This window comes from Marinimicrobium sp. UBA4509 (assembly GCF_002388575.1).
Classification (GTDB): domain Bacteria; phylum Pseudomonadota; class Gammaproteobacteria; order Pseudomonadales; family Cellvibrionaceae; genus Marinimicrobium; species Marinimicrobium koreense.
On sequence record NZ_DGMV01000006.1, the window covers coordinates 1 to 7,236 of the forward strand.

Annotated in this window: 3 protein-coding genes and 1 pseudogene; 1 reads left to right on the forward strand and 3 read right to left on the reverse strand. The window is 59.1% G+C overall.

Going from position 1 to position 7,236, the window contains the following annotated elements; all coding sequences use genetic code 11:
- On the reverse strand, nt 1–2,967 hold a 2,967-nt coding region (gene gltB / locus B3520_RS00380), incomplete at its 3' end, for a glutamate synthase large subunit (protein ID WP_286875052.1).
- Nucleotides 2,968–3,455: 488 nt separating this feature from the next.
- Here gltB and B3520_RS00385 point away from each other — a divergent pair.
- On the forward strand, nt 3,456–5,345 hold the full coding sequence (locus tag B3520_RS00385; RefSeq protein WP_286807656.1) for an Ig-like domain-containing protein: 1,890 nt from the start codon (nt 3,456–3,458) through the stop codon (nt 5,343–5,345).
- A gap of 46 nt (nt 5,346–5,391) precedes the next feature.
- Here B3520_RS00385 and B3520_RS00390 read toward each other — a convergent pair whose 3' ends face one another.
- Together B3520_RS00390 and B3520_RS00395 are read right to left on the reverse strand one after the other, a co-directional pair.
- Nucleotides 5,392–6,981 carry an SPOR domain-containing protein gene (locus B3520_RS00390; protein ID WP_286807657.1) on the reverse strand — a complete coding sequence of 530 codons (1,590 nt, stop codon included), beginning with the start codon at nt 6,979–6,981 and terminating at the stop codon, nt 5,392–5,394.
- A 26-nt stretch (nt 6,982–7,007) separates the two neighbouring features.
- A pseudogene (locus tag B3520_RS00395) lies at nt 7,008–7,236 on the reverse strand (hypothetical protein); the annotation flags it as partial.

The following is a 7,236-nucleotide window of genomic DNA, read 5'->3' on the forward strand; positions in this document are numbered from 1 at the left end:
GAGGTCAAAGATCAGCTGCGCCAGATCCTCGATGGAGTAAATGTCGTGGTGCGGCGGCGGTGAAATCAGGGTCACACCGGGCACCGAATAGCGCAGCCGGGCGATCAGATCATTGACCTTGCCACCGGGCAACTGGCCACCCTCCCCGGGCTTGGCGCCCTGGGCAACCTTGATCTGCAGCACTTCGGCATTGACCAGGTAGTGCGGGGTCACACCAAAGCGGCCCGAGGCGATTTGCTTGATTTTGGAGACCTTATCGGTGCCAAAACGGGCCGGATCTTCACCACCCTCGCCGCTGTTGGAGCGGCCACCGAGACGGTTCATGGCCTGCGCCAGACACTCGTGCGCTTCCGGCGACAAGGCCCCGAGGGACATACCGGCGGAGTCAAAGCGCTTGATGATGGCCTCGATCGGCTCCACTTCGCTCAGTGGAATGGCCTGAGCACTGTCTTCTTTGACTTTCAGCAGGTCGCGCAGCGTCGCCACCGGGCGCTCATTGACCAGGCTGGAGTAATCGCGCCACAGGCTGTACTCACCGGTCTGCACGGCACGCTGCAGGGTCTGGATCACGTCCGGGTTGAAAGCGTGGTATTCCTGACCGTGAACGTATTTGAGAATGCCGCCCTGCACCAGGGGCTTACGCGCCAACCAGGCGGTACTGGCGATGATCTTCTGGTCTTCTTCCAGATCCGGGAAGCCGGCGCCCTGAATGCGGGACTGAGTACCTTCAAAGCAGGTGTCCACCACTTCATCGGCCAGACCGACTGCCTCAAACAACTGCGCACCGCGGTAGGAGGTGATGGTGGAGATGCCCATTTTGGACAGAATCTTCAGCAGGCCCTTGTCGACGCCCTTGCGATACCCCTTGTACGCCTGATCGGTATCCAGCTGCAGTTCGCCGGTTTCCATCAGGTTGTTGAGCACGTAGTAGCTCAGGTACGGGTAAACCGCCGTCGCGCCGTAGCCGATCAGTGTTGCGATCTGGTGGGAGTCGCGGGCCGTGCCGGTTTCCACAATGATGTTAGCGTCACAGCGCAGCCCCACCTTGGTCAGGTGGTGGTGCACCGCGCCGGTGGCCAGCAGGGCGTGGATCGGCAGCTGGCCTTTTTCCAGATGGTTGTCGCTCAGTACCAACAGCACCTTGCCCGCCTTCACCTGCTCGGCGGCGTCATCGCACAGCTTGGCGATGGCCTGCTTGAGGTTGTACTGGGCCGGATCGTAATTGAGCGACAGAACGGTCGCCTCATACCCCGGACGGGGAATATCCATCAGGGCACGGAACTTCGCCGGTGACAGCACCGGTGAGCGCAGAATCACCCGATCGGCGTGCTCTTCGGTCTCTTCGTAGACCGACAGTTCGCGTCCCAGACAGGTTTCCAGGGACATGACGATGGCTTCACGCAGCGGATCAATCGCCGGGTTGGTCACCTGGGCGAACTGCTGGCGGAAATAGTCGTACAGCGGCCGCTGCTTGGCGGACAAGACAGCCATGGGGGTATCGTCACCCATGGAGCCGACCGCTTCCTGGCCGCCCTCGGCGAGCGGACGCAGCACCTGATCACGCTCCTCGAAGGTGACCTGGTACATTTTCATGTAGGCCTTGAGCTGCTCTTCGGTGAGGCCGTTTTCGGCCACATCGTCTTCCAGAGTGGATTCGATGCGCAGCGCCTTCTCTTTCAGCCACTGCTTGTAGGGCTGGCGCCCCTTGAGCTGCTCGTCAATGTCCTTGGTGTGGTACAGCTTGCCGGTCTCGGTATCCACCGACAGAATCTGGCCCGGTCCAAGACGGCCCTTGGCCACCACGTCTTCCGGCTTGTACTTGTACACGCCGACTTCGGAGGCCACGGTGATGATGTCGTCTTTGGTGATCACCCAGCGCGACGGACGCAAGCCGTTGCGGTCCAGGGTACAGACCGCGTAGCGGCCGTCGGTGATCACCAGGCCCGCCGGGCCATCCCAGGGCTCGACGTGCATGGAGTTGTATTCGTAGAACGCACGCAACTGCGGATCCATGTGCTCGACATTCTGCCAGGCCGGCGGTACCAGCATGCGCACCGCACGGTGCAGCTCCATGCCGCCGGTGATCAGCACTTCGAGCATATTGTCCAGGCTGGAGGAGTCGGACCCATCGCGGTTGACCAGGGGTGCCACGCGATCCAGATCCGGCAGCAGGGGCGTGCTGAACTTGGAGGTGCGGGCCACGGACCAGTTACGGTTGCCCATCACGGTATTGATTTCACCGTTGTGCGCCAGCATACGGAACGGCTGGGCCAGGGGCCACTGGGGCAGCGTATTGGTGGAGAAGCGCTGGTGGAACACGCAGATGGCGGTTTCCAGGCGCGGATCCGCCAGGTCGGTAAAGAACTTGGGCAGGTCCACCGGCATCATCAACCCTTTATAGGAGATGACCGTGGAGCTGAAACTGGCAATATAGAACGCCTTGTCTTCGGCCAGGCGCTTTTCGGCCTGACGCCGGGCGAGGAACAGCCGGGCGTTAAACTGCTCGAGACTCAGGTCTCCATCGTTGTTGATAAACAGGTGATTGAAACGCGGCAGTGACTCCAGGGCAATCGGCCCCAGGCAGCTGCTGTCCACCGGCACCTCGCGCCAGCCCGCCGGGCTGAGCTCCTGAGCGCGCAGCTCCTCCTCAACCACATCGCGGGCCTTCTGGGCCTGGGCATCGTCGGTGCTGAGCATGATCGAGCCGACGCCGTAAACGTCAGTCAGCTCGGCGCCGCAGGCCTCCTTGGCCACGGTGCGCAGAAAGCCGTCCGGCTTCTGAAGCAGCAGGCCGCAACCGTCACCGGTCTTGCCGTCCGCCGCGATACCGCCGCGGTGGGTCATGCAGGTCAACGACTCGATGGCGGTTTCCAACAGGCGATGACTGGCCTTGCCCTTCAAATGGGCAATCAAGCCAAAGCCGCAGTTGTCTTTAAACTCATCTAACCTGTAGAGGCCCGTGGTCATACGCTGTCTCTCTCGATACCGATAGAATCCGGAACATGGCTCGCTCCGCTCACGCCCCAGACAAAAAAGCCCCTCCAAAAAGGGGCCAGGCAAATGGGCGCAGCATATTACCCGCAAGTGGCCCCAAAGGCAAGACGAGCGGGGCTCTCAGCGCCCAACAGTAAAGCTAATTTCGGCGAAATCAGGAGTAAATTCAGGAAATTTAAGGAAACGGTCGCAAACGGTCCCGCACCGACCGATCCGGCCGGGTCTATAGGCGGACACATGAATCAAAGCATATTGCCTCACCGGTGCCGCCCGCAAACGGCCTAAAACCACCTGACAAGCCGCACACCCAAGCTATCACAAATCCCGCTCAATGCCTACAAACTCGCTCAACGGGCCATCTGAGGGTGCCAGCGTACTTTATTCCACCGCAAATCTAGGCTAAGTTAGGCTCGTGTTATAACACCCGCTTATTAAAAACACCGGTAATTCAGGAAGACACCATGAATAAATTAACTTTCAGGAGCGCAGGCTGCAGCATATTTGCCGCGCTGATCCTAAGCCTCGCCCTGGCAGGCTGCGGCAGTGACGACAACGACTCACGTCTCGACAACATCAACAATAACGGCAACACCGGGGGCGACCCCAATGATGGAGGTACCGACGATGGGGGCGAAGACAATGGAGGAGACGGTGATACGGAAGATCAGACTTCCCAACTGGGACGGGGCGTTGGCAGCAATTTTGTAGAAGGTGAAATCGCCGTCGACCTACCATCGGATAGCTCCTTATCCGCAGGTGGGAGCACTATTTTGGAAGTCACACTCGTCAATGACCAGGGCGATCTCATCAACGAGCAGGTGACCGTCTCCTTTAGCTCAAGCTGTATTTCTTCAGGTGGCGCCAGACTGCAGGGAACAGACGAAGAGTCTGAGACGTCCGTCACTACCAGCACTGGCAGCGCCTCCGTCACCTATCAGGCGACAGGTTGCGTCGGAGAGGACGAAATTGTAGCAAGCGCTTCCAGCGAAACTCGTTCGGGCATAAACAGCGCCAGAGCCACCATAAACGTTGAACAAGATACGCTCGACCAAGTTCAGTTTATCGGGGCGTCCCCCAGCGTCATTGGCATCAGAGGGATGGGCGCGCAAACCACAAGCTCAGAAGTCGTATTTAAGGTAGTTGGGGCCAACGGAAGCCCGATGCGAGAGGTTCCGGTGACATTCGCCCTAAGCTCAAACGCTCCTGCCGGCGCAAACCTGGCCAACGACAGCGGAACCACTAACAGTGAAGGCCAAGTTACAGCCAGAGTCAGAGCTGGAACTGGGGCAGGCGTTGCAAATGTCATTGCAACAGCCAATGGCGTCTCCACCCTGTCTCGGCAACTGGTGATTACCACCACCATCCCAACACAGCGCCACACTAGCCTATCGGCGTCAGACCTTTACCCCGTGGCATGGAACACTGACGGTGTGGAGAGCGAGCTCACCATTCGTTTGGGTGACCAGAACAATAACCACATTCCCGAAGGAACCGCTGTTTATTTCACCGCCAGTGCCGGGATTGTTGATGCAGAGTGCCTTACCGGAGAAAACAGCGCCTGCTCTGTCACTTGGAGAAGCCAAGGCCAGCGCCCAATGGGATCCGGCGGAGTTACATTGCATGAGGAGCCACCTTACGCACGCTGCCCCGGCACCGAAGAGTGTCGCGCCGGTCGTGTTTATGTACTTGCCTCAACAGAGGGCAACGAATCTTTTATCGACATTAATAGCAATGGCCTTTTCGATGTAGGAACAGACCTGTTCGCGGCAAACGGGAACTGCGCCCCGAGCGTCCCAAGATCCTATATCCCACCCGCTCCTATTGATCAGGCATGCGATGACCTTGGACCGTCTTATCTGGACACCAACTTCAACGGCACCCTGGAAAATGACGAAATCGTGCGCGATCCCAAGGAGAGAAACAACCTCTACAACGGGATTCTTTGCCGCGCAGAGGATCATGAAGCCGGCCTCTGTAGCCGGGAGGGCATCACTATTCGAGAGAGCACTATGCTGGTTATGACCAGCCCATGGAGCAACCCGCTCATCCCGGGATTACCGTCGAGCGTAGAGCTGGGGCTTAATGAGTCGGTTCGATATGACCTCATAATCGCAGACGAAAATGGGAACGGCATGCCCGCTGGCACGCAAATCGAAATCAATGAAGAGTTTGCGGAGAATGTCACCTTCACGTTGAGCCGAGATACGCTGGGCGGATCTTCTGAGCCGTCGAAAGTCTCGCTTCAATTGAAAGCCGATGACACTGAATCTGTGGCAGGGTCGTTCGTTCTCAGTATTACCTATGAGGGAGCTCAGACCAACTACGGCCCCATTGAAATCACAGCGCCGTAATATATTTGACTGATCGCCGGTGGGGCTCACCCCACCGGCTACCATATTAAAGCCCGCGACTTTCCTTAATTTCTTCATGTATATCAGACATGACGCGCGGCCAGGGCCCCGCCTCCCTTTGATCCTCGGGCAAATCGCCTATCGCCTCTCTGGCCGACTCAGCACCTGAATAGCGTCCGGTTACGACCACAAACCAGGGCTTTCCCTGACGGCGGGTTTCGAAGCTCAGGAGCTGTTCCCGATTGGGCTGTGCCTCAATATAGCGATCCACCGATGCCCGTGAGCTGGCACCCAGAAGCTGCAGGGTGTACTCGGAGGCGCGCCAGGAGAGCAGCACCTGCTCGTCTTCCGGAATGTCGGGTAAACTGGAAGCCTCGGCAACGGCCGGCTCTTCCGAAGGGGGCTGCTCGGTCGGAGTTTTCGCCCCGGCCGCCGGCGCCGATGTTTCCTCGGGCTCAGACGCTTCATCGGGCTGTGGGATCTCCGGACGCTCCTCCACCGATGGTTCGGGGGACGGCGACTCGGGCAGTGCCCGCTCTGGCGCTGCCGACTCGGGTGTCTGGACGGTTTCTACAGCCGGCTCCGATTCTGCAGAGGACTCCAGCTCTGTACGGTTGGACGCCTCGTTGCTGGGAGACAGCGTCAGGGTCTGGGTTTCTCTCGACTCGGGCAGCCGTGTCGTCGACTCACGCTCAGGGGCTTCGGAATCACCCTGATAGATAAACACCATCAACAGCACACCAAGCAGCACAGCAATCACCACAATATGCACCAGCGGCAGGGCATTGCGGCGCTCCCCCGGCCTGCCCGAGCTGGCGCGGGCGGAAACCGATTCAAGCAGCCAGCGACGGGCCTGCTCGTGCAGCCGGGGAATCCGCCCCTCAGCCCGACGCCACCAGGGTTCCACCTTTTCCTCGGTGAACAGCTCCGGCCCCATATAGTCGGCCATTTCCATGCGGAAGTTGAGGTAATCGGTGGCTTCTTCAAGGGAGAGTGGCGCTAGGTCGAAATCGTGGATCAGCACGTCGTGCATGTTGAACTGATCCAGCCGTGTGACCATCTCAGAGTCGGCAAACAGCACGATGTGCAGGCGCCGACCGGTGGAGTCCTGCCCCTGCAACAGACTGATCAGGGCTCCAAGTGTTTTCTCATCCAGATGATGGGCATCATCGATGATGGTCAGCGCCAGGCGGTCTTCTTCATCCGCTATCTGAGCGAAATGACGAAGCGCGGCGAGCAACCGACCCACCGAGGGGTTGTCGTCTACCGAGAGGGCAAAGTGCCTGGCCATTTGCCCCAGCACCGCTTCGGCGCCCGCACCAGGCTCGGCGGTGAGCAGGCAAATATCATCATCGAATTGAAAACTGTTGGCCAGCTCAAGGGCAACGCGACTTTTACCCACCCCGGGTTTGCCCAGCACCGCCAGCAAACTGGCACTGAACTGACACAGGTGCTGTAACTGTTCGAGCAGAGCGCGTCGGCCACCGCCGCCAAAGAACGCAAATTCCGGGTCATCCCGGAAGGGATCTTCACTCAAACCGTAGTATTGACGATAATCCGCCACAGGGGATTCCGGGGCGGCCGATTGACCCGCCAGGTTGTCGTGCTCCGAGCTGTCTGTTGGGTCGGTGTTCATAAACGCTCTCCCGGAAAGGATTGTCGCTAGGCGCCCGGTGGCGCGGTATGTTCATCCGCCCGACAGGCTGCAAATGTTTCCTGTAATAGATCCTGTTCGATATCGCTGGTGATCAACGCTTCGCCGAGTTTGCTCAGCAACACCAACCGCAGCCGACCGTCGACCACTTTTTTATCCACCCCCATCAACTGCAGGAAATCGTCGGGAGTCATGCTGGCCGGTGCTTTCACCGGCAGGTGGGCCCGCTCCAGCAGG

Bases quoted from the DNA above. Each gene is read 5' to 3' on its own strand.
- B3520_RS00385 (WP_286807656.1), top strand. From the start codon at position 3,456: ATGAATAAATTAACTTTCAGGAGCGCAGGCTGCAGCATATTTGCCGCG.
- B3520_RS00390 (WP_286807657.1), bottom strand. From the start codon at position 6,981: ATGAACACCGACCCAACAGACAGCTCGGAGCACGACAACCTGGCGGGT.